24 protein-coding genes are annotated in these 26,406 nt (G+C 41.2%); 5 read left to right on the top strand and 19 right to left on the bottom strand.

The annotated features are described in order from the left end of the window. Nucleotides 1–164: 164 nt before the first annotated feature. The 3 genes from NG55_RS02585 to NG55_RS02595 form a co-directional block, all read right to left on the bottom strand. Complete coding sequence (locus NG55_RS02585) at nt 165–1,397, bottom strand: dihydroorotase (RefSeq protein WP_016542176.1); 1,233 nt, start codon at nt 1,395–1,397, stop codon at nt 165–167. A 12-nt stretch (nt 1,398–1,409) separates the two neighbouring features. After that, nucleotides 1,410–2,426: an aspartate carbamoyltransferase catalytic subunit gene (locus NG55_RS02590; RefSeq protein ID WP_016542175.1), complete on the bottom strand. Its 1,017-nt coding sequence runs from the start codon at nt 2,424–2,426 to the stop codon at nt 1,410–1,412. 249 nt (nt 2,427–2,675) lie between these two features. Further along, nucleotides 2,676–3,047, bottom strand: a complete 372-nt coding sequence (locus tag NG55_RS02595; RefSeq protein WP_016542174.1) for a hypothetical protein — start codon at nt 3,045–3,047, stop codon at nt 2,676–2,678. 285 nt (nt 3,048–3,332) lie between these two features. On the opposite strand from NG55_RS02595, the gene rlmKL reads away from it, so the two are divergent. Then, nucleotides 3,333–5,537: a bifunctional 23S rRNA (guanine(2069)-N(7))-methyltransferase RlmK/23S rRNA (guanine(2445)-N(2))-methyltransferase RlmL gene (gene rlmKL / locus NG55_RS02600; protein WP_023270486.1), complete on the top strand. Its 2,205-nt coding sequence runs from the start codon at nt 3,333–3,335 to the stop codon at nt 5,535–5,537. Here rlmKL and NG55_RS02605 read toward each other — a convergent pair. Both NG55_RS02605 and clpB read right to left on the bottom strand, forming a co-directional pair. Continuing rightward, nucleotides 5,530–5,970, bottom strand: coding sequence for a hypothetical protein (locus NG55_RS02605; protein ID WP_016660091.1), 441 nt, complete (start codon nt 5,968–5,970; stop codon nt 5,530–5,532). The genes rlmKL and NG55_RS02605 overlap by 8 nt on opposite strands. A 167-nt stretch (nt 5,971–6,137) precedes the next feature. Next, entirely contained in the window at nt 6,138–8,717 is a 2,580-nt protein-coding gene (gene clpB, locus NG55_RS02610) for an ATP-dependent chaperone ClpB (RefSeq protein WP_016542171.1), read from the bottom strand. 263 nt (nt 8,718–8,980) lie between these two features. Between clpB and NG55_RS02615 the strand changes: the two genes are divergently transcribed. Next, nucleotides 8,981–9,781 carry a peptidoglycan DD-metalloendopeptidase family protein gene (locus tag NG55_RS02615; protein WP_065342227.1) on the top strand — a complete coding sequence of 267 codons (801 nt, stop codon included), beginning with the start codon at nt 8,981–8,983 and terminating at the stop codon, nt 9,779–9,781. Nucleotides 9,782–9,852: 71 nt separating this feature from the next. Here the strand turns inward: NG55_RS02615 and NG55_RS02620 are convergent, their stop codons facing one another. Next, a complete protein-coding gene (locus NG55_RS02620) occupies nt 9,853–10,275 on the bottom strand; it encodes an OsmC family protein (RefSeq protein WP_016542169.1) in 423 nt (140 codons plus the stop codon). A gap of 148 nt (nt 10,276–10,423) precedes the next feature. Between NG55_RS02620 and crp the strand changes: the two genes are divergently transcribed. After that, nucleotides 10,424–11,131 (top strand): cAMP-activated global transcriptional regulator CRP, encoded by a 708-nt coding sequence (crp, locus tag NG55_RS02625; protein ID WP_016542168.1) that lies wholly within the window; start codon nt 10,424–10,426, stop codon nt 11,129–11,131. A 197-nt stretch (nt 11,132–11,328) separates the two neighbouring features. Further along, nucleotides 11,329–12,108 carry a M48 family metallopeptidase gene (locus NG55_RS02630; RefSeq protein WP_016542167.1) on the top strand — a complete coding sequence of 260 codons (780 nt, stop codon included), beginning with the start codon at nt 11,329–11,331 and terminating at the stop codon, nt 12,106–12,108. A gap of 59 nt (nt 12,109–12,167) precedes the next feature. On the opposite strand, the gene NG55_RS02635 is transcribed toward NG55_RS02630, so the two are convergent. From NG55_RS02635 to NG55_RS02655, 5 genes are all read right to left on the bottom strand, one after another. Continuing rightward, a complete protein-coding gene (locus NG55_RS02635; RefSeq protein WP_016542166.1) occupies nt 12,168–13,046 on the bottom strand; it encodes a class I SAM-dependent methyltransferase in 879 nt (292 codons plus the stop codon). 94 nt (nt 13,047–13,140) lie between these two features. After that, nucleotides 13,141–14,661 carry a flavin-containing monooxygenase gene (locus tag NG55_RS02640; protein ID WP_065342228.1) on the bottom strand — a complete coding sequence of 507 codons (1,521 nt, stop codon included), beginning with the start codon at nt 14,659–14,661 and terminating at the stop codon, nt 13,141–13,143. Between the two features lie 93 nt (nt 14,662–14,754). Then, the gene (locus NG55_RS02645) at nt 14,755–15,579 is read right to left on the bottom strand and encodes an SDR family NAD(P)-dependent oxidoreductase (RefSeq protein ID WP_065342229.1); all 825 of its coding nucleotides are present in this window, start codon (nt 15,577–15,579) and stop codon (nt 14,755–14,757) included. A 38-nt stretch (nt 15,580–15,617) separates the two neighbouring features. After that, nucleotides 15,618–16,592, bottom strand: a complete 975-nt coding sequence (locus NG55_RS02650) for a metal-dependent hydrolase (protein ID WP_065342230.1) — start codon at nt 16,590–16,592, stop codon at nt 15,618–15,620. A 192-nt stretch (nt 16,593–16,784) separates the two neighbouring features. Next, nucleotides 16,785–17,744 (bottom strand): metal-dependent hydrolase, encoded by a 960-nt coding sequence (locus NG55_RS02655; RefSeq protein ID WP_016542162.1) that lies wholly within the window; start codon nt 17,742–17,744, stop codon nt 16,785–16,787. Nucleotides 17,745–18,234: 490 nt separating this feature from the next. Between NG55_RS02655 and NG55_RS02660 the strand changes: the two genes are divergently transcribed. Continuing rightward, nucleotides 18,235–18,852 carry a TetR/AcrR family transcriptional regulator gene (locus NG55_RS02660; protein WP_016542161.1) on the top strand — a complete coding sequence of 206 codons (618 nt, stop codon included), beginning with the start codon at nt 18,235–18,237 and terminating at the stop codon, nt 18,850–18,852. A gap of 28 nt (nt 18,853–18,880) precedes the next feature. Here the strand turns inward: NG55_RS02660 and NG55_RS02665 are convergent, their stop codons facing one another. From NG55_RS02665 to NG55_RS02700, 8 genes are all read right to left on the bottom strand, one after another. Further along, the gene (locus tag NG55_RS02665) at nt 18,881–19,813 is read right to left on the bottom strand and encodes a TauD/TfdA dioxygenase family protein (RefSeq protein ID WP_065342231.1); all 933 of its coding nucleotides are present in this window, start codon (nt 19,811–19,813) and stop codon (nt 18,881–18,883) included. A 172-nt stretch (nt 19,814–19,985) separates the two neighbouring features. After that, nucleotides 19,986–20,810 (bottom strand): ABC transporter ATP-binding protein, encoded by an 825-nt coding sequence (locus NG55_RS02670; protein ID WP_065342232.1) that lies wholly within the window; start codon nt 20,808–20,810, stop codon nt 19,986–19,988. Between the two features lie 70 nt (nt 20,811–20,880). After that, nucleotides 20,881–21,096, bottom strand: a complete 216-nt coding sequence (locus NG55_RS02675; RefSeq protein WP_004654121.1) for a TOBE domain-containing protein — start codon at nt 21,094–21,096, stop codon at nt 20,881–20,883. A gap of 197 nt (nt 21,097–21,293) precedes the next feature. After that, entirely contained in the window at nt 21,294–22,421 is a 1,128-nt protein-coding gene (locus tag NG55_RS02680) for a sigma-54 interaction domain-containing protein (protein WP_065342233.1), read from the bottom strand. 138 nt (nt 22,422–22,559) lie between these two features. After that, nucleotides 22,560–23,579, bottom strand: coding sequence for an ABC transporter substrate-binding protein (locus NG55_RS02685; protein ID WP_407638666.1), 1,020 nt, complete (start codon nt 23,577–23,579; stop codon nt 22,560–22,562). 13 nt (nt 23,580–23,592) lie between these two features. Continuing rightward, nucleotides 23,593–24,450 (bottom strand): ABC transporter permease, encoded by an 858-nt coding sequence (locus tag NG55_RS02690; RefSeq protein WP_065342235.1) that lies wholly within the window; start codon nt 24,448–24,450, stop codon nt 23,593–23,595. Nucleotides 24,451–24,486: 36 nt separating this feature from the next. Beyond that, the gene (locus NG55_RS02695) at nt 24,487–25,317 is read right to left on the bottom strand and encodes an ABC transporter ATP-binding protein (RefSeq protein WP_065342236.1); all 831 of its coding nucleotides are present in this window, start codon (nt 25,315–25,317) and stop codon (nt 24,487–24,489) included. Beyond that, entirely contained in the window at nt 25,314–26,399 is a 1,086-nt protein-coding gene (locus tag NG55_RS02700; protein ID WP_065342237.1) for an ABC transporter substrate-binding protein, read from the bottom strand. The genes NG55_RS02695 and NG55_RS02700 overlap by 4 nt, the downstream gene beginning before the upstream one ends. Between the last annotated feature and the right edge of the window lie 7 nt (nt 26,400–26,406).

Below are 26,406 nucleotides of genomic sequence, written 5' to 3' on the forward strand. Positions count from 1 at the left end.
TCTCATTTTTTATAATTTTATGTAAAGCACATCTCATTTATATCGTTACTTTAATCTAGTTTTTTAATTTTTATCGGCTTTGTAAAATTTAAATACAATATCTACATCACAGTTTACAAAGCAGAATAAGACTTGATCGCCTTATTCTGCTGTTTTCATCTCATTTATGCGAAGGTGCTCACCACCTTACCAGTCAGTTGTTGACCCAGTAATGGCGTATTTTTACCTTGGGATAAGATACTGTCTTTAGACACAGTCCACTGTAATTCTGGATCAATTAAAACCCAACCAGCTTCTTGCAACCAACGATCAGTCATATTGGCGACTTGTGCTGGTATAGAGGTCACTTTCGCCACCCATTCCAAAGGTTCAAACACACCTTCTTGAATCAATTGCACACCTAAACCCACATAGGTATCAAAAGCAGTAATCCCTGGCTGTGTTTCAGCAAATGGAGCCATTTTTGCCGAGCTACTAAGTGGTTCATGATGCGTACAAATTGCATCAATCACCCCTTCTTTCACCCCTTGACGCAATAAGGCTTTATCTTGCTCAGAACGTAGCGGTGGGCGTACATGTGCAAGTGAGTTAAAGCCATCCGTCAGTTGCTCAGTTAGATGTAACTGATGCATGGCAACATCGGCAGTTACAGGTAAACCTTTGGCTTTTGCAGCGCGAATCAAATCAACAGAAGCACCACTAGACAGTAAACCAAAGTGTGCTTTCACGCCTGTTGCTTCAATCATGATCAAGTATTTGGCAATTGCAACAGTTTCAGCAATCGCAGGGATCATCGGTAAACCTTGACGAGATGCAATAAAACCTTCGTGTGCACAGCCATCTTTGGCAATTTGAGGCTCTTCGGCATAGAACACCACGGTCAAACCCAAACCTGCCGCATATTCTAGAGTACGAATCACCACATCATCATTTTCAAAGCTTGCATTGGCATTTGAAACAGCGGTACATCCACCTTTCTTCAACCCCGCCATATTGGCAGGTTGTTTGCCATTGAGGCCTTGGGTTTGCGCACCAATAATTTGCAGGTAAATTCCGCCATCCAATTGTGCTTTTTCGATCAAGCCATGAATTAAAGCACCATTATCTTGAACAATTGGTTTTGAATCAGGGGGTGTCATCACATGCAAAATACCATTGGCACGTGCTGCTTTACCTTCAGACTTTAACGTTCCATGCTGTTGTTGCCCAGGTTCACGTAAACGTGCACAAAGATCAACCATGGTTGGCATTAACCATTTGCCTTGACCATCAATGGTTTCGTTGACTTGATCAACCGCATCAACCAACTTACCATTTTCGATATATACCGTTTTCACTTGATCAGTTTTTTGAATTGGATCGAGCACACGGACATTTTCAATTTTTACAATACTCATGTGATCTATCCCTTACAGCGCAATCGCTTCAATTAAACCTTGTTCTTGTAACTGCCCTTGCATCGCGAGTGCCAACACTGCCATACGAACCGCAATCCCATTGGTAACTTGCTTCAAAATGACAGATTGATCACCATCGGCAACACTTGAGTCAATTTCAACTCCACGGTTCATTGGGCCTGGATGCATCACGATACAATCAGGCTTTGCCAAAGCTAAACGCTCTTTGTTTAAGCCGTACATTTTGTAGAATTCGGCTTGTGAAGATAAAGCTGGTGAATCAATACGTTCATTTTGAATCCGTAAGGCAATAATCACATCGCAATCTGTTACCCCTTCATCCATTTTGTTAAACAGACGCACATGTTCGCCATATTCATTAAAGCCGACTGGCAACAGGGTATTAGGTGCAATCACGCGAATGTCTTTGCAGCCCAATGTTTGCAATGCTGCCACATTCGAACGCGCAACACGCGAATGTTTGATATCTCCAATGATCGCCACTGTTAAGTCTTCAAATGGCTTCTTGGTTTCACGGCGAATAGTCAACATATCCAGCATGGCTTGGGTAGGATGTGCATGACGACCATCACCCGCATTAATAATCGCAACTTTAGGACAGACATCTTTGGCAATAAAATGCGCTGCACCTGACGATGAATGACGTACCACAAAGATATCCGCTGCCATGGCTTCCAAATTCCAAAGCGTATCACGTAAGGTTTCACCCTTAGAGGTACTTGAACGTGCAATATCAATATTCAAGACATTGGCAGACAAACGCTTTGCTGCAGCCTCAAAAGTAGTACGGGTACGAGTGGAGTTTTCGAAGAAAAGATTCATCACCGTCAGTCCTTCAAGCAACGGACGATTGATCAAATTATTATTTTCATCTAAGAAGCTTTGCGCTGTATCTAGAATCTTGGTTAAGGTTTCTTTGGAAAGACCTTCAATAGTTAAAAAGTGCTTGAGATTTCCTTGTTGATTGAGCTGGATCTGACTCAAAGTATGCAATGCCGCCAAGTGCATAAGAGATTCCTAACACGTTAAGTTAACGCATTATACAGACTTTGGATTTCATTCGCAGTTGAACTTTTCAGCACTTAAGTAAAAATCTTTTAGATTTTTTTCATCATCTTATTTTTTAATGGGTATAGCGAAGATTACAGCTATACTTTAAATATTGCGTTCGAATCTCATGCCTAAGCAATACTAATAAGGATGTAAACAGCTTGGCTACATCCTTTACTCCTTCTCTATTTTTGAATGACTTATAATCTATCTCAATGCACCAATGTAGTGATGGTGCACTTGGGCTTGATAGATCTCTTCTTCGGTCACTTCCATTGAATAGCTTTCTAAAACTTCAACAGCTTGCTTTTTCTCCTCAACTTTTGTTTCGTTCACCAATGTCGCAGGTTCTGGATATAAATCAATCAATGGACTTAAACGAAGCACAAAACGTTCCAATTCTGGGTCTTGTGTTGCCAAAGCAAGTTCAAGTATATGCTTGGCATAGTCTTTATTATTGACCAGATACATCACATCGATCACACGACCACAGACACGTCTTAAACGAACATACATTTGAGTTGCAATCGTAAAAGCTTCGGCGTTGACCACGACTTCATTCTTCATGCTTTCTTTCATAACATCCCCACAGCCATCAAATTAAAATTCTTAAATTTCATCAGCTTTAAGTCAAATAGTTCACTGATGTGCTACTAATTTAGAAGCAAAAGATGTACCAACTATTCAATAAATTTGGCATCAATAATGAATCTCATCACATTAAAAACAGATCAGGCCAAGAATAATTCATCAAAAAAATGCGATGAATCGCTGATAAAGCTAACAATCACACAAATATGCACCGACAGAACAAACAAAAATCAGTTAAAATAGCCAATTGCTAAAAATGTTTTGGAAATTTGAATGAACGCTAAACCACGTCTAACAGACTATTGGGTCACCTGTGCGGACGGGCTTGAAACCTTATTACAACAAGAGCTTGAAGATTTAGGCATTCAAAATATCCAACGTTTTGCTGGACGATTGGTTTTTAAAGGCACGCTCGAAAATGCATATCGGGTTTGTATGTGGTCTCGTTTAGCCTCTCGGGTATTATTACCAATTCATACGCATGAACTTGAACATACCCATGACGCACGTGACGTAGCAGAAGAGCTCTATGAAGGCGCGATTAGCTTTGACTGGTCACTGATTTTTGCACCACAAAGTACCTTTGCAGTCCGCTTACATGTGGAACGTGAAATTAAGGTTAATACGCAATTTGCAACCTTACGCGTAAAAGATGGCGTGGTCGATTCCTTTATGGAAGCCGTTGGCAAACGCCCAAGCATTGATATTAAACAACCTGAGATCACGCTTTATGTGTTAGCAGGTAAAACAGAACATACCTATTGCTTAGACTTATCAGGTGATTCTTTGCATAAACGCGGTTACCGTCGTTTTATGACCGATGCACCGATTAAAGAAAACTTGGCAGCGGCGATTCTACAAAAAGCACAACTGGCGCAATATCAGCCCGATATTATTCTTGACCCAATGTGTGGTTCAGGCACATTCATTATCGAATCTTTATTGATTTTAACTGATCGTGCACCCGGTTTAGTGCGCCGCTTTGGCTTCAATGGCTGGCATGGTCATGATCGTGAACTGTGGTTGTCCCTCAAAGCCGAAGCCGCAGAACGTCATGAAAAAGCATTAGAACAACCCCTGCCTAAGTTTTATGCTTACGATGCTGACTGGGAAGCAGTCAAAGCAACGCGCCAAAACATTATTGCTGCGGGTTTTGAAAAGTTACTCGATCAAATTCAAATTGAAGAACGTACGCTGGCAGATTGGGATGATTTTCATGCTGAAGGTAAAAAGGCCTTTATCGTGACCAACCCACCGTATGGCGAACGCTTGGGCGATAAAGCATCGAACCGTTCTTTATATCTTGGCCTATCTGCTTTATTGCAAAAACATTTCCCAAATCAACGTGCTGCGATTATTGCCGCGCAAATTGAGCAAGCAGACGTACTGGCATTTAATGATCCGCAAACCTTACGTTTGATGAATGGCAAACTGCCAATTTACACCCGCTTTGGAACAGTCAAGCCTGCGACAGTGACACAACCTTTCCTTGCGACTTGGCAACCACAACAATTTGAGAAAATTGAAGGTGCCGAAGACTTTACCAATCGTTTGCAAAAAAATATGCAAACATTGAAAAAATGGGCGGTGAAAGAGAATGTATTCTGCCTACGTTTATATGATGCAGACTTACCAGACTTTAACGTTGCAGTCGATTTATATGGAGATCGTTTGCATGTTCAAGAATACGCACCACCAAAAACCATTGATCCAGAAAAAGCAAAAAAACGCTTTAACTTAGCACTTGCAGCGATTCGTGCTGTGACCGGTTTAGGTCGTGATGCCATCTTTATTAAAACGCGTGCAAAACAAGCGGGTGCAAACCAGTACACCAAACAAAGTACAGCGTCTAAACGTTTTATCGTTCAGGAAGGCAAAGCACGTATCTTGGTGAATTTAACTGATTATTTAGATACCGGTTTATTCTTGGATCACCGTCAGATGCGCTTAAGAATTGCCAAAGAAGCGCGCGGCAAACACTTCCTTAATCTTTACAGCTATACTTCAACTGCAAGTCTACATGCCGCGCTTGGTGGTGCAGCAAGTACCACCAGTGTAGATCTATCCAATACCTATTTGAGTTGGTCTAAAGAAAACTTTGTCCTCAATGGTTTGACTGTAGACCATGCTGATGAACAACATATGTTCTTTGCCAGCGATTGTTTTGAATGGCTAAAAGAAGGTCATGAACAATATGACTTGATCTTCATTGATCCACCAACGTTCTCGAATTCGAAAAAGTTCTATGGAACTTTTGATGTACAACGCGACCATGTTTCCCTACTCAAACGTGCAATGAATCGTTTAACCAGTGATGGGACCTTGTACTTCTCAAATAACTATCGAGGCTTTGAATTAGACGAAGAAATCGAGGCGATGTATCAAGTCGAAGAAATCACCTCTGAGACCATTGGTCTAGATTTTAAACGTAATCAAAAAATTCACCGTGCTTGGAAAATTCAGCACCCTGCTATTTAACCACCAATTCGGCTTTAACATCATTGTTATAAGTCACATGAACATCACCTGATTGGAACTCATAAATCATATAGCGATCAGGTGGTTGTTCGTGCGGCTTGATCGTGGCCGACCTCTTATCTCTGGGGTCAACAGCCATCACTTTCTTTTGCTCTTCATGAGATGACAATACACCACCTAAGATGGTGCTGACACGAATCTCACCTAAGTACTTATCACTCAAGAGTCGTTGTGAGCGCCAGCGCTCTTCTTCAGGCTTTAGGGCATCTTGTTGCGCTTTAATAAGAATACTGGGAAGTGCGTTGTTTAACATAGCAGTTTGTAAGGCGAGCGTCCCCTCACTCAATGGTTGTGCAGCATGCACCATTGAAGATAAGGCAGTCATCAACAAAATTACACACATATTTGTGCAATGATGTCTGTTCTTTTCCATTGCAATTCATCCTGAATTTTTTTCTTATTTGTTCCGAAACTATCAAGTTTTTCTCAAAGTCGCAATGTCATTGGTAATATTCCTGCAAAAATCTGACCAGTTGCACTGATACAAAAAAAGATGGTGATTTACATCACCATCTTTTTCGCCAAACATTCAAATTGCGTTTAACTTAGTTTCATTTTATCAAAGACCAAATGACCACTTTCACCTTTGATCAAAATGTTATCCCCTGGCTGAAACTCACCAGATAAGATTTTCTGAGCCAAGTTATTTTCAACTTGCTGCTGAATCGCACGTTTCAATGGTCGTGCACCATATACAGGATCAAAACCGGCATCGATCAATAGATCGAAAGCGGTATCATCCACTGTTAAGCCCATATCACGATCACTCAAGCGTGAACGTAAACGATCTAACTGAATATCCGCAATACCACGAATCTGCGCCTTTTGCAGTGAGTGGAAAACCACTAACTCATCAATACGGTTAATAAACTCTGGACGGAAATGTTGTGTCACAGCATTCATGACCACAGTACGCACCTCGTCATCGGTTGCGCCTTCACCCAGTTCACGCACATCTTGTGAACCTAAGTTAGAAGTCATCACAATAACAGTATTCTTAAAGTCAATCACACGACCTTGTGAATCCGTTAAGCGCCCATCATCTAACACTTGTAGCAGGATGTTAAACACATCTGGATGGGCTTTTTCCACCTCATCAAATAACACTACACTATAAGGTTTACGACGTACGGCCTCAGTTAAAACACCACCTTCTTCATAACCTACATAGCCCGGAGGTGCACCCACCAAACGACTGACAGAGTGCTTTTCCATAAATTCAGACATATCAATACGAATCATGGCATCGTCACTGTCAAACAAAAAGTTTGCCAATGCTTTGGTCAACTCAGTTTTACCCACACCTGTCGGTCCAAGGAACAAGAATGAACCACTTGGACGATTCGGGTCAGATAAACCTGCACGTGAACGACGGACTGCATTGGAAACAGCAACCACCGCTTCATCTTGTCCAACCACACGATTATGTAAAAACTCTTCCATATTCAGCAGTTTTTCACGCTCACCCTGTAGCATTTTCGCCACAGGAATACCCGTTGCTGCACTGACCACTTCTGCAATTTCGTTTTCAGTGACTTTGGTACGAATCAGCTTCGGTTCTTCATTTTCCTCAGCCACTTCGGCTTGTTCCAAGCGTTTCTGCAACTCTGGAATCACACCATATTGCAAACGCGCCGCTTCTGCCAAATCACCTTCACGTTTGGCTTTTTCCAAAGCAACACGTGCTTGATCGAGTTCAACTTGTGCTTTCTTATCCCCTTCAACCAAGGTTTTTTCAGCCTTCCAGATTTCTTCTAGATCGTTGTACTCTTTTTGCTTTTCAGCAATTTGCTGCTCAAGATGATTGACTTCGGCTTTACTGCCTGCATCTTGATCTTTTTTCACCGCTTCCAATTGCATTTTCAACTGGATTAAACGGCGATCAAGTTTATCCAAAGCCTCAGGCTTGGAATCGATTTCCATTTTGATACGAGATGCTGCCTCATCAATCAAATCAATCGCTTTATCAGGCAACTGACGATCGGTAATATAACGATGTGACATCTTCGCCGCTGCAATAATGGCTGAGTCTAAAATTTGCACCCCATGGTGGGTCGCATATTTTTCTTTTAGACCACGCAAGATCGCAATGGTGTCTTCAACACTTGGCTCATCAACCAATACCTTCTGGAAACGACGTTCAAGTGCAGCATCTTTCTCGATGTATTGACGGTATTCATCTAAGGTCGTCGCACCGACACAGCGTAATTCACCACGCGCTAAGGCAGGTTTTAACATATTACCTGCATCCATTGCGCCATCGCCCTTACCTGCACCTACAAGCGTATGTAACTCATCAATAAATAAGATGATCTCGCCTTCGTGTTTCGCAAGGTCTTTGAGAACTGCTTTTAGTCGCTCTTCAAACTCACCGCGATATTTCGCACCTGCAAGTAATGAACCTAAGTCTAATGATAAGACGCGCTTATTTTTCAAGCCTTCAGGTACTTCGCCATTGACAATACGTTGCGCCAAACCTTCAACAATTGCAGTTTTACCCACCCCAGGTTCACCAATTAAAACTGGGTTATTTTTGGTTCGACGTGAGAGAACCTGAATGGTACGGCGAATTTCATCATCACGACCAATCACAGGATCAAGCTTGCCCGCTAAAGCACGCTCAGTTAGGTCAATGGTATATTTATTGAGTGAGTCACGTTGATCTTCGTGATTATTGCTCATGACTTTGTCGTTTCCTCGAATATTTTCAATTACTTTACGTAAGCTTTCTGGTGTCACACCCACGCTATTCAATATTGTTTTTGTTTCACCTGTTTCCGCCAAACCTAACAGCACCCAATCAGTCGACAGAAACTCATCTCCTGCCTTTTGCGCATAGCGGTCAGCTAAATTCAATGCCTTTACCGCTTCAGGATTGAGATTGATATCACCTGTAGGATTTGCCAAAGTCGGTGCATTTTGCACGGCTTGTTCAAGTTTCTGTTTTAACTCAGGTAAACGTGCACCCGCTTGTTGCAATAAACTCAGATTGGCCGGTTCTTCAAGTAAAGTGGATAAGATATGCACACCTGCAATCGAAGTGTGATCCTTACCCATAGCCAATGATTGTGCATCTGAGAGTGCTTGCTGTAAGCGGTTTGTAAATTTTTCAAATCGCATTCTTGTTATTCCTCACAACAAATTTTTAACTTATCACTTAGATGGGAACGCTTTTTAAAATTTCAAATAAAATTTATATATTTTTCAATATTTTATAAAAATATCAATGTATAAAACTCAGTATTAATATGGGTGTATAAACGATCTATTTCAAGTATATTTTGTATAATTTTTCTGTCTATTCTGTTTTGCACAAAATCCTTATTGTGATTTTAAGGTGAACGTTTTAGCTTAAGGCTTTGCTTCAATTAGAAATGCTCATCATGTCTTTAAAAACAATTTTGCTCAGCGTTGCGTCCCTCCTTCCGCTTCATACTGCTTTTGCACAACTCCCCCAAGACTCAAGACGAGCTGGCGGTATTGCCGTGATTCCACTTTCGACTGAAACCACCCAAGTCTTGTATGAACAAAAGCCTGTTTTGATTACACAACAAGGCAACCAACGCTATGCCGTGTTTGGTATTCCACTTTCGGCCCCATTAGGTACCTTGACTTTAGCCACCAATCATAAGCCGATTCAAGTCGAAGTGACACCCTATCGCTATGCTGAGCAACGTTTAACCGTTAAAAATCAGGATTATGTCAACCCGAACCAAGAGCAACTCGACCGTTATGCACGAGAAGCGAAAGAGCAAAATGATATTTATAGTTCCTTTACATCTAGTACATGGACAGAATTTCCCAATTTTATCCGCCCAACCGCAGGCAAATTCAGTAATTCATTCGGCAGAAAACGTTTCTTTAATGGCGAAGAGCGAGCACCACATTCTGGTTTAGATATCCCAGCACCTGTGGGACAGAATGTTATCGCACCTGCTGGTGGTGTCGTGGTCCAAACAGGCAACTATTTCTTTAATGGTAATACAGTTCTGATTGATCATGGTCAGGGTCTGATCAGCATGTTCTGTCATTTGAGTAAAATTAATGTGGTCAAGGGACAACAGATTCGTCAGGGTGAAACACTGGGATTGGTTGGTAAAACTGGTCGTGTCACTGGGCCACACTTGCATTGGGGAATGAGTTTGAATAATGCGCGGGTAGACCCACAATTATTTCTAAAATAAAAAGAAAAACTTAAAAAAAAGTGACCTGTAAAAACAGGTCACTTTTTAGTAAAACTTAATAATTTTAACTTTTAAGCAGCTTCAACAATTTCAAAATCATGGGTAATTTCAACACCACCATCGGCAAGCATTTTACTTGCTGAACAATATTTCTCAGCAGAAAGCTCAACTGCTTTTTCAACTTGCTTGGTTTTTACCGCTTTACCCGTGACAATGAAGTGCAAATGGATTTTAGTAAATACCGCAGGAATTGAATCCGCTCTTTCTGCTTTCAGCTGACATACAACATTCGTCACATCTTGGCGGGATTTCTTTAAAATGGTCACAATATCAAACGAAGCACACCCACCAAGTCCCATTAAAATCAATTCCATAGGACGTGGACCACGGTTTTCACCACCATATTCGGCAGAACCATCCATCACCACAGTATGGCCACTTTCTGATTTTGCCTCAAAAGCAACATTCTCTAACCAATGTACACTTGTTTGCATTGCAACTACCCGAAAAACGTTATAAATTTACTCTGTTCTTGTACACTAACATAAAATGAGTTGATAAGGAATTTCATCTCTTCTGTGTAGAAAAGGCTCTTACAAGAGTCTGTGCGATCGGTTTTATCCAAATTCGGAAATTTTAAGCATGACTTCAAATTTTTCACAACTTAGCACTGATGCTTTGTCTCCAGGTCAACTACCTGAATCAGTTAAAGCTTTGCTAAAACGTGCTCATATTAACAGATACCCTAAACGCACCACGATTGTTGACGCTGGAACGGAATCAAAATCACTGTATTTAATATTAAAAGGTTCAGTGTCAATTATCTTACGTGAAGATGACGAACGAGAAATCGTTGTCGCTTACCTCAATCCTGGCGATTTCTTTGGTGAAATGGGTCTTTTTGAAAAGAACCCTCAACGTACCGCAGAAGTACGTACGCGAGATGTCTGTGAAATTGCAGAAATTTCGTATGACAATTTTCATGAGTTAAGCAAGCAATACCCAGATTTAAGTTACGCTGTGTTTGCTCAATTGGTCCGTCGCCTAAAAAATACAACACGTAAAGTGACTGATCTAGCCTTCATTGATGTGTCTGGTCGTATTGCACGTTGTCTAATTGACTTATCTGCTCAGCCAGAAGCAATGATTTTACCGAATGGCCGTCAGATTCGTATTACTCGCCAAGAAATTGGTCGTATCGTCGGTTGTTCTCGTGAAATGGTTGGTCGTGTCCTCAAGACACTTGAAGATCAAGGTATGATTCAGACTGACGGTAAAGCAATCTTGATTTTTGATGCATCTTTAGAAGAAAACACTTTCACTGAAGACGAGTACGATGACGAGGATTAATTTGATCTGAGATCGGATTGACTCGAACAAAGCCAGTGCTCAGCACTGGCTTTGATTTTTTACACGGAATACACGTTGCTGATTACATAATTACAATGATTATAGAGGCATTCAGAATATTAACTGCTGTCAACATTTTCTATAATCCACCCTGATCACGACTATATTCATAAGATACTGATTTGGAGAGAATAAGTATGAAGAAATTAGCTTTGAGCCTGTGTGCTGTGACCGTAATGACAATTTCTGGCTGCGCATCTTTCGCAGACATGGCTGGCGCAGACAGCGCAACTTTAAATGCTCAATCAGCACAAAGCTTCTCAAAAATGACTCAAGAAGCGCGTGCCAAAAATCAGCTGGATAGCAGCTCAAGTACTTATCAACGTATTAATACCGTATTCAACCGCTTAAAACCTTATGCGGATCAAATGAACCAGACTGGTCAACGCTTTCAATGGCAACTTGCAGTACTCAAATCAGATACCGTTAACGCCTATGTAGCCCCTGGTGGTAAGGTTGTTTTCTATACGGGTATCGTGAACAAGCTCAATTTAACCAATGATGAAATTGCTGCTGTTATGGGACATGAAATGACCCATGCACTTGAAGAGCATGCAAAAAGTAAAATCGGTGCTCAGGCTTTAACTAATCTTGCAATTGGTATTGGTAAATCATACGCAGGCAACAGCATCGGCGATCTAGGCAGTGCTGCAATTGATTTAGGTAGCCAAGTGGGTATCGGCTTACCGTACTCACGTAACTTGGAAAGTCGTGCGGATTACGGCGGTTTAATGCTCATGGCAAAAGCTGGCTATAACCCAAATGCGGCAATCAGCCTGTGGGAAAAAATGAATCGTTTAGATGGCGCTGGTGCTGGTGGCTCGTTCCTGTCGACTCACCCATCGAATACTCAACGTATTAGCGACATGCGTAAAAACTTGCCAGCAGCTTTAGCAGTTTATAACCAACGCCGTTAATTCATACTGCCCTTAAATGCTCAAGTGTATTTAAGGGCTTTTTCTTTTTGCACCTCGAATCAATGCTTCTGCAAACGCAGATGCAACATATGTGTTGCAATGGTATGACGGAGATGATCGGGTCGAGCTTGAAAATAACGCTCACTCAAACCATCTCCTGATAAATCCTCAGTGACTTGATAACCCATTTGCTCCACCGCTTGGTGCAATACCTTGGGTCTGAATTGCCCTTTTAATGGCTCTTTTAAAAAACGGGTAAATTGCGACACAAACAAACTTCCTAAGCGCTCTACACCCTCTAGTTCTCGATAATCAATCGAATAGTCCAATGCCACTTCACTTCCTTGCGCAGCAATCTGTGCAATGCTTGCCAAAGTCTTTAACGTCGTTTCAGGCTCAAGATAATGCGTGGTTCCCAACCATGAGAAAAAAGCAGCTTGATCCTGCTTAAACGTACTGCGCGCCAGAGCATCTGCAATCGACTCTTTTTCAAAATCAATCGCGACAAACTCAACATTAGCAGGAAGCTCACCAAATTGACGTAGTTTCCTTTGTTTTGCTGCTTGGGTATCTGGATGGTCCACTTCAAAGATTTTTAACTGTGGATACTGCTGAGCATGTCGTAGCGTAAATGAATCTAAGCCTGCCCCTACCAGTACATACTGTTGAATCCCCTTCGCGATTGCTTGCTCAAGTAAATCTTCTGCATATCTTGAACGCCCTACTACTTGCCCTGTTAATAAGCCCAAAGTGCGATTAAACACAGAGGAGTTCATGACTTTTACAGTCAACGCACTGGTTAACAGTTTCTTCCAGCCCTTACTGGTTAACTCAAATGCAAAAGGATCTACAAAAACTGGATTTTCTGCATTTTGAAAATGATTGGCGCGCAATGCTGCCGCTGCCTCAGCTGTTCGGCTCGATTGTCCTTGTTTCATTTTTATTCCCCATTTTTATTCCTATCTTGCAAAAAATAAGCAGCAAATTCTACCCTAAGATAAAATTTGCTGCTTTGAATGATTCAACTCAAAATCAGTTGGTTTTTTCAGTCTGATAAGTCACTTGGTAATCATTCAAATCCATACGTTTCAAACGTTGTTTTAACTTTTTCAATGACCAAGGCCAAGCAGCAAAGTTACGACCATTAGCATCTAAATAATAACTCTTACAGCCACCTGCATTAAACACGGTAGTTTTTAGATGTTTTTGCACCAGCTCATTATGATGCTTGATGACTTCTGGTTTAATGTTCAACTTGGCAATGCCTTTATCTCTGATTTTGAGTAAACCATCCACAATATAATCGAGCTGTGCTTCTGCCAAACCAATAAAAGAATCATATACCAATACGTTTGGTCCTAAGACCAAGAATGCATTCGGTACATTTTCAATGCTGGTCCCCAAATAAGCTTCAGGTGAACTGCTCTTCCAAAGATCATTGAGGATCTGACCTTTTTCATTGGTTACACGCTTACCAATTGGCGGATGAGAGACTTCAAAACCAGTTCCCCAAATAATCACATCGACTTCATGACGTTCACCATTCGCCGATACTACAGTATTGCCTTCTACTTTCACCAATCCATGTGGAATCAACTGTGTATTCGGCTGTTGTAAGGCTGGATAATAGTTGTTAGCGAATAAAAGACGTTTACAGCCAATGGTAAAGTTTGGAGTAACGTTTTTACGTAATTCAGGATCTTCGATTTGGAAGCGTAAAATCAGTTTGGCTAATTCACCCACAGGTTTTAACACTGCTGGATTACGTAAACCAAAGTTAATCGCATTTAAAGACTGAGCAACTGTTTTGCGCCATGTTTTTTGAATCAGTGGGAATTTTTCAATCAGGGCTTTGCTCACATCACCTAAGTCGGTATCAGGTTTCGGCACCACCCAAGGTGCTGTACGTTGATAGACATAAAGCTCTTTGGCTAGAGGTTGGATTTGTGGCACAAATTGAATTGCTGATGCACCTGTCCCGATCACCGCAATCCGCTTACTGGTCAAATCATAATCATGATTCCATTTCGCAGAATGGAACATTTCCCCTTTAAAGGTCTCTAAACCTTCAAGTTTAGGAATTTGGGCTTCAGTAATTGGCCCTGTGGCAAAAATGGTGGTCCGTGCCAGAAATTGCCCTTTATTGGTGTCCATCACCCATAAATTACGTTCATTGTCCCATGCCGCATTGAGCAGCTCTGTACCAAATTCAATTTTTGAACTCACCCCAAAATCTTGGCTCACTTCTTCTAAGTAATTCAGGATCTCAGGTTGACGAGCAAATAAATGGCTCCATTTTGCACTTGGCGCAAAAGAATATGAATAAAGCGCTGATGGCACATCACAACCACACCCTGGGTAGGTATTTTCACGCCAAGTCCCCCCCACACGTGTTGCTTTTTCAATAATCTTGTAGTTGCTATAACCCACTTGATCAAGACGAATTGCAGTCGCAATCCCTGAAATACCCGCACCCACAATAAAGGTGTCATAGATATGTTGTGGGAGTGCTTTTCCTTCAGCTGAATTTAATTTTTTTGCTTGAGCTGTCATTTAAAATATCCTTTCACTTATTCACCAAGATCTGCAATTCAATTCTGGAATTGTGGTTGATCTCAGTTATTAAAATCGTTCCCTATTCAGGAGTTACTTCATTAATCGATACGATGTGCCTAAGAACTTGGCATATAAGTTCGGAGCAGTACGTTTTAAGAACCAAAACAACTTGGCATCAATTTGTGGAATGGTATAAAGCTCACCTTTATCCAAACGATCTAGCGTTAATTTGGCGACCTTGTCACTGGTGGTAAATGCCAAATGGGTGAGCGCATAATCCAACAGCCCTTTATGTGGAACCTTGCCGTTTTTAATAATGTTGGTCGGCACTAAGGTTGGGCAAAGCACATTGACCTTAATATTCGATTTTTTCAATTCAGCTGACAGTGTTTCCGATAAGGCTCGGACACCCGCTTTAGAAACGTTATAGACGGTCATTTCTGGTGCTGCCGTATACGATGCAGCTGATGCAACATTAATAATTGCGCCATGACCAAGCTGTTTAAACTTCGGTACAAAAGCACGACAACCGTAGATTACGCCCCATAAATTAATATTCATGCACCAATGCCAATCCTCAGAAGACATTTCATCAAACTTGCCGCCAAGACCAATCCCTGCATTATTAATCACCAATGTGACTGGGCTCTGCATCAATTGCTGAGCCTGCTCAGCCAACTGATTGACTTGCTCTTCCTTAGCGACATCACATTGCACAGCAAAGGCTTTTGCACCAAGCGCTTCAACCAAGCTGACCGTTTCTTTTGCTGCGTCAAGGTTAATGTCCGAACACACGACTGTGCCGCCACGTTTTGCCAATTCAAGCGCAAAACTACGACCAATACCACTTCCTGCACCAGTCACCACAGCGAATGCTTTTTGGCTTGGCTTGGTTTTTTTCCCAAATAATTTCATCTTTATTTTCCAGCAATCTTGTATTTATAAACACCCAGTTATGCAGTCGCTGCACGTACAGGTGGCACAAATTCTTTAAGGAAATACGGACTTAATAAACCGGTTTCAGGGTTTAATAAACGCTCTTTGTAATAGACCATATATGCAGTGGTATCATGATCATTGGGATGGAAGCTTGGACGCAGATATTCAAGAATATGCATAAAACTGCTGCCAAATACCCCACGCTCGCTACCGAACAGTAAAGCTGTGCTTTCTACAATATCTTTCATATAGCGTGGATTGACCAAGTTGCTTGGTTTACGCACAAACGGCATCAGATAACCACCCAATGACACCCCACCAAGAATCGTTAAGCTCGCCAACAAAAAGCCTGTAATTCTGAGCCAGTAATTGCCTGAAAGCTCAAGGAAGACATCATAGGCAATGTCTTTATGTTCAGATTCTTCCAGCATATGCCACATCCACATGGCGCGCTGACGCTCATCTTGTGAACCTAACAAGTAGTCTTCGTGTTGCATCATAAATTCAGCCAACACTGCTGTGTAATGCTCAATCCCTGCCATCAATGAAAGCTGTAACGATTGCGGCAGCTTGTAAATACCATAATCAAAGACCTTCCCCGCAATGGCGCGCAACAATTCAACGGGATAACCATTTTCCTTCAGCACTTCATCATTAAATTGATTGTGGATTTTTGAATGAATCGCCTCTTGCCCAATCAGTGAGGTCAATCTTTGTTTCAAAATCGGATCTGCAATAAAGTCACGATGATGACGCGCTGTTTCAATCACCACGTCTTCACCAAAGGTTAAGAAAATGGACAAAGCATGAAAATAGGAGGTTGCGAGTTCTTTATTTAAAAAAAACTTTTCATCCAATTCTGCTGGATTAAACTTGAAATCAAAATGGCGAATTGGAATCGGTGACTTGCTCGCAAGGTTCTGAACGAGCCCTTGATATTTGGTACTGAGTTTTTCTGAAAAAACATTACGAAGAACGTGAGCGACCATAGCTTGATCCCCTAAAACGGCACTACAACTTAAAAGGCTTAGCCAATGCTACAGCCACTGGATAAGATTGCTTCGCTTGCATAGTGCATGACTGCAATATAGGCAACAAGAACTAAACTGCTCATCACACGCTGAGCTTTTTTGCCAATTCAGCGCGCAATGACATGCATACTGTACATACTTAATTCAGCATTAAGCCGCTTGTACCTTTGGTGTAAATTCCTTCACGAAGAATGGATATAAAGCCCCACCCTCTGATAAAAGTTTCTTTTCGTAATACTCGAAATACGCAGATGCATCATGATCATTTGGATGGAAATCAGTACGCAAATAATCAAAAATACGTCCTTGGGTACTTCCAAACACTCCATCCTTCGGACTAAAAATTAGCTTGACGCCACGACGTGCATCTTTCCAAAATTTCGAAGTCAGCATTTCTTGTGGCTTACGTAAAATCGGGACCATGGTTGCCGAGAAAGGAATCAGACCAAGAATAGTGAAATAAGCCAAAAAGAAACCTGAAATACGTAAGGCATAATTACCATTCAATGTTTGATAAACATCATAGGCCACATCTTTATGCTCTGACTCTTCAAGCATATGCCACATCCATAATGCACGAGTTTTGGCATCATCAGAGAAATAGAAATTCTGCTCATGCGCCATCATGTACTCTGCCAATACAGCAGTAAAATGCTCAATCCCAGCCATCAATGACAACTTCAAAGGTTGCGGGAATTTCAAGAAAATATGATCAAAAAATTGTTCACCCAAAAAACGATAGAGTCTTACTGGATAATCTAATTCAACAATTGCATCGTTAAACTCATTATGTAATTTTGAATGAATCGCTTCCTGACCAATCAATGAAGTCACACGTTGTTTTAAAATCGGATCTTTCAGTTGATCACGATGATGACGAGCAGTTTCAATCACTAAATCTTCGCCATAGGTTAAGAATACTGAAAGTGTCGCAAAGAAAATCGTGGCAAACTGATTATTCATATAGAAAGATAAGTCAACTTGTTTGCCTTCAAATCCAATAGCCAAATGACGAATAGGAATGGTTTTTTTACTCGCAAAGTCAATTTGCTCAGTTATTGGGTTAGATTTAAATAGACTTAAACCTTTCTTTAATGTGCTGCTAATCATGGCTACACCTACCTACTTCACTTGAGCGTCTTTTGCCCTTTTACATGCGTTGCACTTGGTTCATCTCTTTTTCGTAATTCCAATCGCATCTGATCTACGAAAAAACATTCGGGAGATTTTTATGAACCAGTTCCTCTTCTAGACCCACTGTAAACCGATCTTATGTTCGGATTCAATTCGGGTAATTTATTCAAATATTTTGAACTTTCAGGGATCAATCCAAGGGCAATCTTCTTATTTTTAAATTTGTACAAATATCGCATTTTAATAAAATTTAAACATATAAATCAAATATATAAATAAATCAATTTCTAAATAAACGCTTTATTTTCATATAAAAGATTGGCCTTATAGATAAAATCATGACCGCTAAAAAATTTAAATGACCAACTAAGTAATTTTATTTGTTCGGATTAATTTATAGCTACTTTCATCACTTTCAGCGGCATGTTAATCTGACGTTATGTTCGGATTTTAATAATAAAGCATTATGACTACTCGCAAACCACGTCAATCACGCTCTAAAGTGACTGTTGATACGATTATTGAAGCAGGCTTTATTGCCGTTGCCACCAACGGTACTAGCGGCACCACCACACGGCATATTGCAGATATTGCAGGAGTGAGTGTTGGCTCTTTATATGAGTATTTTAAAAATAAAGAAGAAATTTATGATGCAATGGCCCGAACCTTCGTCAAAGAAGTTTTGGACATGGTGAAAGAGCTGACCCCCATCATTATCGAACAAGAGTTAGAACCGCTATTTGAGATGATCTTCTATACCTTCCGTGATTTACTGACTCGCGATGATGACCGATATCTGATTTGCCTGCGTTATGCAACTGAACTCAAATACGAGAAATATATAGGTCAAATTGAAATGGCACTGATGGAGGTTTTGATGAAATATATGATTCGCCATCCTCGTTACTTAAAGGTCAATAATCTCAGCGTGACTGCTTATATCAGTATTAATAGTAGTATCTTCAATGTGGCTCGTCATTTAATCTTACCGAATCCGCAAATCAGCTTTGATGAAATGGTGAAAGGGTTAAGTACCATGATTATTAGTTATATCGAAGCAGAATTGGCAAAAGCAGAAAATTAAAAGCCAGCTTTCGCTGGCTGCTAAAATCTTAAAAAGGTCTTGCACCTGCTAGACTGACACGTTTCAGTAAGCGACGCTGTTCGGCAGGAAAAGCGGTACGTGAGTGTAGGGTTAACTGATTATCCCAATACACGATATCGCCAATTTCCCATTGATGCTCATAGCGATACTGCGGTTGCACAATATGAGCTCTTAAACGTTCAATCAATGCCGCACCTTTCTGATCATCATAGCCAACCACTTCAACCTCGGTCTGTGCATCTAAATAAATACCACGTCGGCCACTTTCTGAATGCGTCCGCACCAACGGATGTGGGAAAGCGGACCCTAAGGTCGGTTGATCTGAAAAACGATATTTGGGAATTGGGCTCTTGTCTTTGAGACGCAAGAAAGGGTTATAGGTGATGAGCTGTAAACCTTCAATTTCATCTTTGGTTGTTTGATCAAGGTCTTCATAGGCCTGTACTGTATTGTACCAACTGGTTGCTCCACCATCTTTAGGAATTTCAATCGCATAAAGTAAAGAACCGCTGGAAGGTTGTGGCGTCCAGTGATGGTCGCTATGCGGGGTCAGTTCACCATGGCCAGTATAATCTCCTTCACCAACGGCATTGGATACTGGCACGATATCTGGTGGTACATGCGTATCATGATTGGTTGCCAATACGGGAACATCTGTAGGTGGACGGAAGATACCACCAAAATAGCTCGCAAAAGCAAGTAAATCATTATCTTCAAGGTCTTGTGACTTAAACACTAAAATTAAATGCTCATGTAAAGCCTTCTTAAGCTTCAAAATCACTTCCGAGCTTTGTGGCTGACTGGCATCTAGCCCTGTTACGATTGCGCCTAAAGCCCCATTGATTGGTGTGATTTGTACAGTGTCCAAACTATGTTTTTTATATTCATGCCAACGTGGTGCGCTTTCGATCGCAGCTGAGAGTTGTGTGAGTACGGTCATTGTCGTTCCTATTCATCATTCATTATTTTAAAAGCGCTATGCTTTATTCAATCTTCCCCAATCACTCTATGCAGTGACTAACTTAAATATATGCAAACCAATCATTTTAAGAAGCAATATTTTTATATTAATTTATTCATTTTTATGATTATAAAAATCAGTTTACTTGGGTTTACCAAGCAAACTGAAATTGATTAAATTCTTTCGCAGGTGGAATAACTAAATGATCATCATCCACATGACTAAAATCAGTCAAAATATCATTTCGAATTGCAGACAATCGCACATCCTCACGTAGCCGTGGATGTGCCAGATGAACGGGAACAACCCGCTTGATTCGGCCTGGATTCGGTTGCATCACCACCACACGATCACCAAGAAATACCGCCTCCTCAACATCATGTGTCACGATAATCATGGTAATTTTTTCAGCCTGCCAAATCCGTTGTAATTCCTTTTGCAAGTTTGCTCGGGTTAGCGCATCTAAGGCGCCAAATGGCTCATCCAGCAATAAAATTTTAGGCCGATTAATCAAGCTTCGGGCAATAGCAACACGTTGGCTCATCCCTCCTGAAAGCTGTGCGGGATAAGCCTGTTTGAACTTGCTTAACCCAACCAGTTCAATATGCTCATCAATCAGTTGATCCTGCTCCTTTCGTGTGAGTTGACTGTTTAAGAGTGCAACCCGAATATTATCCTGTACATTCAACCAAGGAAATAAACGGTGATCTTGGAACACAATTCCTCGTTCCAAACTGGTGCCACTAATCGGCTGACCATCAACCAGAATTTTTCCTTCGAATTGATCATCTAAGCCAACAAGCAAACGGAGCAAGGTTGATTTTCCACAACCACTACTACCAACGATACTGACGAACTCTCCTGCTTGAATATCTAAAGAAACATCATCCAAAACCTTGAGTTCATGGTCTTGATATTGACCATAGGATTTATTGAGATGATTAATTTTTACAGTTCCGACATTGAGTGATGCCATTTTATGCCCCCTAAAATCTAGGAATTAAAATATAATAAAAATCAGATTTATTATATTTATCCATCATTTCCTACAATTTTGCCAAAGCAACTTCTGTCGACTTAATTAATACAATCACTTCACTACCCAGTTCTAAGTTTAGATTTTTAACAGAACGTGTGGTAATCACTGAAGTAAATACTCCAGCAGGTGTTTCCACATCTACCTCAGAAACAACACTTCCTTCAATGATTTCTTTTACTACACCACGAAACTGATTACGCACATTAATTTGAGGAATACTCATTTTTCACCACTTAATAACGATTTCAATAAATTGTGTTTGTTATATTAGGCAAAGCATCGATATTTAGAACTATTATTTTTTAATATTTTTTGATTAAAAAGTTATATTTATTTTACATCATTGATTATTATTTTTTCCGCAAAGCAATTTTTAAGCAATAAAAAGGTGAACACCTGCCACCTGATTATCTATTCTGATTAACTTAATAATTCCTCTAACATAATATTCACCACTTTATCGTTTCCCACCAATCCATATTTGACCAGTCTTGCACGCACAATATTACGGCTAATCCCCAATAACTTTGCCGTTTGCACCTGATTACGGTGACAATATTCATAGGCAATACGAATACTCGCCTCTTCAATCAGACGATCCAGATTTTCATTTTTCAATGCATGTGAGGATTCAAAAAGATTCAACAATGCATGCTGCAACATTTGCTTAGGCAGCAAATCTGTCCGTGGAATAGTTTGGGTACTTTTTTCCAAGTCGGAAATTTGTCTTAAATTCAAACTACTGGATAAGGACGCAAAGCAAAAATCGGTGGGCTGAATCTGATGGTTCTTGCAAACCAGTAAAGCATGATGAATCGCATTTTCCAATTCACGAATATTGCCCGGATAGTTATAACTCAACAATTTCTGTACCGCACTTGGACTTAGGCTCGCAACTGGATAACCCAAACGTTTGCAATACTGTGCAATAAAGAAGTTTGCTAGAGGTAGAATATCACCTGGACGTTCTGCCAAGGGTGATACTTTCAGCAATGCCACGTTCAAACGATAGAACAAATCTTCTCTAAATTTTCCGGCCTGTACCGCTTCATCCAGATGCACATTGGTAGCGGCAATCACACGAACGTTGAGCTTAATCGGCTTAAGTGACCCTACCCGAACAATCTCGCGTTCTTGCAATACCCTTAATAATTTGACCTGCATCGCAGGAGACAAATCACCCACCTCATCCAAGAACAAGGTACCGTGATTAGCTGCTTCAAACCACCCCGCCTTGCTATTGATTGCCCCAGTAAATGCGCCTTTTTCGTGTCCAAATAATTCACTTTCAGCCAGTGATTCGGTAAATGCACCACAATTTACTGCCACAAAAGGACCACGACTGCGCTGGCTCATCATGTGCACTTGCCTTGCAACCAACTCCTTACCCGTTCCTGTATTTCCAATGATCAGGACACTGGCCTCGCTCGGTGCAATCTGTTCAATACGATCCAGCAAATCTCTTGATTTTTGATCTTCAAAAACCATGGCTGTCGCACGCTCAGTCCGCGTTAAAGTCTGATTTTGTGGATAAGTAATGAATGACATGCATTTACTTCCCTATTGTTCGAAAAGAGAAGTTATCTTGCATGACTATTGGTTTAAATAGAAATCAATAATTCACCTTTGTTATTTCTATTTATTAAAATAGAAACAAACCATTATTAATTCAGCTAAAAATCATATTTAATTTCGGCCATATTCATTATATTGATTGCTATATATCTTTTTATAATCAATCTGATTGCTTTTTAATTGACCTTCTTCAATCAGATCATCCACCCATATTTTAAAATCATTATCTTGAAATTTACCAGCGCTGCTTGGAATACCCCACTGGGTCCAATATTTCAACATCGCACCGTTTTCAGGCCGTTTGCGTTTTTGCAAAATCTGCTCGAAGCGAGCAATGACCTGATCTCTAGGTTGTTGTCTAGACCATTCAATCGCTTGGGCAATCCCTGTAACCACTTTACGGGTGGTATTGGGATGTTCTGCAATATAACGATTCGCCATGACATAGCTGCCCGTGGTCAGATCACCAACCAAATCATAGTCCCGATAAAGACGGCGTACACCACCACGTTCTATCGCTGGGCCTGCCAATGGTGCCAAATCAACATGACCACTTCGCAAGGCTTGCTCGGCGGAACCAGGCGGCAAAACCACAAGCGTGACCTGATTAATTTGCTCAGGGCTGAGTCCTCCTTTTTTTAAATAGCTTTTGAGCATGTATTCCACTTGTGCACCCAGAATATTGGTGCCGACCTTTTTGCCAATTAAGTCTTTGGCAGAATGAATCGGACTATGTCCAAGTACATAATAGCCTGCAAAAGGATCATCAAAAGTGCCGTATGCAGCAATCACCACGGTTCCCGGTACGCCACTGGCCACCATTTTGACGGCCGAACCTGCAAAACTTGGACTGCTGATATCACTATCTCCTGACAAAGCAGATTGAATACCTTGCGGACCACCTGTAGAAACACCCTGATAGCTTAATTTGATTGGTGCAAGATAGCCCAAGTCTTCAGCCAGTTCCAAAGGTGTCACCACACCTGGTGAACCTAAATATTTGAATTCTAGAGATTCGAGTCCATCACTGCGTACCACTTTCGACTCTGGTTTGCTACATCCCCACAACAGCACCGATATCGCAATCACAGAACTCATTCTGCCTAGATATTTTTTCCAGTCTTGCTGCATCAGCTTCTCCTGACTATCGTTCCGTTTTCCAAGCAGTTAAACGCTTTTCGATCGCAAGCAGACTGTAGTTGAACAGCAAGCCAATGCTGGTAATACTGATAATGCCAAAGAACATTTCAGGAATCTGGAAGTTATATTGTGCATAGTTAATCAGATAGCCTAGACCAGCTTTCGCCCCGACCATTTCAGCAGCAATCAGCATCAGCACCGAGAATGAGCCAGCCAAGCGTACACCCACAAAAATCGTTGGAATCGCAGCGGGTAAAATCACTTTACGGAATAACTGCACTGGACTCAGTCCCATGGTCCGTGCTGACTTAATCAACAGTGGATCAACATTACGAACACCACTAATGGTATTCAATAGAATTGGCCATGTGCAGGCATAGGTGACTAAAGCAATTTTTGAGCTTTCACCGATACCTAGAAACAAGATAAATACGGGCAATAAGGCCAAAGCCGCCGTATTACGGAACACTTCAAGCAATGGGTTCAGAAATTCGGAAAAGCGTGTATACCAACCGATGGCTAAACCAAGCGGAATCGCAATCAGGATCGCGAAAATAAATCCGCTTAACGAGCGAATTAGACTGGCTTGTATATGCGTGAGTAGCTGACCATTCTGAATCAGATTCCAGCCACTGAGCAACACCGTTGAAAATGCGGGCAAGAAAGCGGAATCGACCAAACCAACTCTTGGCACAATTTCCCAAACAGCTAAAAATAATAAAATCGCGGCTGAACGCTTAAGCGATTTAGACAGCCAAACCAAATTTAATTCCGCCCATAAAGAATGGGGCTTTTGAGTTGAGCGAATCGATCGCTGCTGAATCGTCTTTGGAAAGGTTAAGGTATCTTTTGAGCTCGACATAATCACCTCTAATTTTTTAATCCATGAATGGTTAGCTTAAGCCACCAGTTGCTTTTGTTTTTCTTGCGCTTGTGCTTTCAAGACCTCTTCTCGTAATAAGCTCCAGATTTGATGACGCAACTGGTTGAACTCAGGACTGGAACGAACATCCTCCTGATCACTTCGCAATGCAGCTGGCACCTCAATCACCTGTTTAATACGCCCTGGTCGAGAGGTCATAATGGCAATGCGTTGCCCCAAATAGATTGCTTCATCAATGCTATGGGTAATAAAAATGATGGTCTTCTGAGTCTGTTGCCAGATTTTCACCAATTCAGCCTGCAAGGTTTCACGGGTCTGTGCATCCAGTGCGGCAAAAGGTTCATCCATCAATAAAATGTCAGGGTCATAAGCCAAACTTCTAGCAATTGCCACACGTTGCTTCATTCCTCCTGAAAGCTCATTTGGATAATGATGTTCAAATTCAGCCAGCCCGACCAAATTTAAAAAATACTTTGCAGTTTGATAACGCTGTTCTTTGCTGACACCCTTGGCATCTAGACCAAACTCAATATTTTGTAGCGCGGTCAACCATGGAAACAGTGCATATTGTTGGAAGACGATACCGCGATCCAACCCAGGCTTTTTTATAGCTTGCCCATCAATCAGAATTTGACCTGTGGTCGGAGTCGTCAAACCCGCGAGCAAATCCAAGAGCGTTGATTTACCACATCCACTTGGCCCTACAATGGCAACAAACTCACCTGCCTTAACATCCAAAGATAGATTTTCGACTGCCACAAAATCTTCTGCTTGGTCTTTTGCACCTTTGACTTTCTTGGCGGCAAATGACTTATAAACATTTTCAATTTTTAATTTAATTGTCATTGGGTATGCTCCTTACTGCGCTGATCGTCAGCTACATTTTTGTTTTCACTTGCGTAGGGATTAAATTGATTGCTAAATAAAGCATCTGCCTTGACCTGATTCGGTTTGAGCTCACCGCGTTTTTCAAATAGGTCAATCCAACGTTGATATTGTGCTGCGTTTAACAAGCCACCTTGACTCACCACACCATAGCTGCGCCAGTACTGCATCAGCACATCGCTTTCATTGCGCTTTCTTTTTTCAATAATGCTGTTAAAACGGGCGAGCACTTGTTCACGCGGCGTTTGCTTAGTCCATTCCACGGCTTTCGCTACACCCGTTACATACTGCTTCACGACTTCTGGATGTTGCTGGATGAATTTTTCAGTAAAGACATAACTGCCCGCGGTAAAACTGCCATACAGATCCGTATCTGAGACCAGTTTTCTTAAACCGCCACGTTCCATGGCCTTATCTTGAAAAATAGACACCAGTGCAGCAGCATCAACTTGTCCTGCACGTAGAGCTTGTTCAGTATTGGTCGGCGGTAAAACAACAAACTCAACCTGATTGATTTCATCATTAGTTAAACCTTGACGCGCCAAATAGTCTTTTAAAACAAACTCATAATGTGCACCCAATGTATTTACGGCCACTTTTTTTCCAATCAAATCACGCGCTGAATGAATCGGACTATTATTGGGAACGTAATACCCCACCCAGCTTTTGTCATCACTGCCATAAGAAGCAACTACGGCTTTGATCTTAATTCCCGCAGCGGCTAATTTAATGATTGCACCATCGAAAGCAGTGGCAACATCCACATCGCCTGTGGTTAAGGCCTGTAAATCTTGTGGACCACCTTGCACACTGCCTACATATTTCAGCTTTAAATCACCTAAATAGCCCAAGTCTTCAGCCAGTTCTGGTAGTGAAACCACACTGGTTAAAGATTGGTAACGGAGTTCATGTACTTGATTAGCAGGTGCGTCTGAGTTTTTACTACAAGCGACCAAAGCCAACATAGTTAAACTGAAGATGCTGAGCTGACGCAGCCATTTAAAGCGACGTTTGAAATACTGCTGAAAACGTTGTTGTTTCATTTTATTC

The sequence above is a fragment of the Acinetobacter gyllenbergii genome (assembly GCF_001682515.1).
Classification (GTDB): domain Bacteria; phylum Pseudomonadota; class Gammaproteobacteria; order Pseudomonadales; family Moraxellaceae; genus Acinetobacter; species Acinetobacter gyllenbergii.